General features: G+C 63.7%; 2 protein-coding genes. Both read right to left on the reverse strand.

Going from position 1 to position 1,073, the window contains the following annotated elements; genetic code table 11:
* Positions 1-493, reverse strand: a 493-nt coding sequence (locus AHiyo1_RS16950) for a DNA alkylation repair protein (protein WP_059389324.1), incomplete at its 3' end; no start/stop codon positions are given.
* Positions 494-521: 28 nt separating this feature from the next.
* On the reverse strand, positions 522-1,073 hold a 552-nt coding region (locus AHiyo1_RS16955; protein ID WP_148667634.1), incomplete at its 5' end, for a dienelactone hydrolase family protein.

The raw sequence follows: 1,073 nt of genomic DNA on the forward strand, positions 1-1,073 counted from the left end.
CCGCCACGGAGCGCCCGCAGGGCGACATCAGGGCAGCGCGGCATAGCCACTCGTCATGCTCCCGCACCCATCGATCCATCACGCTTCCAGCCCGCGCCTTGGCTTGCCCTTCCAGCCCGGCGATCAAAGGTCCGATCACGTCCACCGCGAGCGGATCTACGAGTTCACGCAGCCTTCCCTCGCGGACAAAACCCTCAAGGCGCGTCAGATCGGTATTCGTCAGCAGATGGACCTTGGACTGCAGAAGGACGATTGCCGCGAGCCGGCGTTCGAAAACGGGAACCTCCCACAATTCCGAACTCAAGGCAGTGACCTCGTCATGCTCGAGTCCCGGGTGGCGGCGGAGGGCATCGCGGACTGTCCCACGGATAGCACCGATCGAGGACCCGTAATGCTGGAGCCCGTTTCCCAGCCGTGCCTGGGCCTGCTCTGCACGGATCCACGAGCCTTCACGGCGCAAGGCCTCATCGATGAACTCGCCGGCGTCACTCATGCGAACATTCTTTCGCAATACTGTCCGTTCAGACGTACTCGCCGAACCAGGCCAACATGTCCTGCCAGGCGGCTGTCGCCTGCGTTTCGTTGTACCGCTCGCTGGTGTCGTTGTGGAAGGCATGGTCGACGCCGGGATAGACAGTGAGCTGGTGGCGGACGTCGGTGGCTGCGAGCGCATCCCGAAGTGCCGGCATTGCGCCGGTGATGCGCTGGTCGAGTTCGGCATAGACGCCCAAGACGGCAGGTTTGATGGATGGGACTTTATCCAGGTCGGGCGCCGGTCCGTAGAAGGCCGCTGTGGCTTTCAACCTGGGTATCTCGGTGGCGGATTGCCAGGTGATGCCGCCGCCAAAACAATAGCCGTTCATGGCGATCCGCTCGCCGTCCACGAATTCCAGTGATCGAAGGTAATCGAAGGCCGCGGAAAAGTCGGAAACATGGCGCTCAGCTCCCGCCCGTGTCAGCGCCCCGGGCACGGCGTCGGGATCCATGCCGGGTGTGCCTCCCTCCCGGCTCAGGAGATCCGGCGCCAAAGCAACGTACCCGGCCTTGGCGAAACGGCGGGCCACGTCCTGGAT

It is taken from the genome of Arthrobacter sp. Hiyo1, assembly GCF_001263615.2.
In the GTDB taxonomy this organism is placed as follows: domain Bacteria; phylum Actinomycetota; class Actinomycetes; order Actinomycetales; family Micrococcaceae; genus Arthrobacter.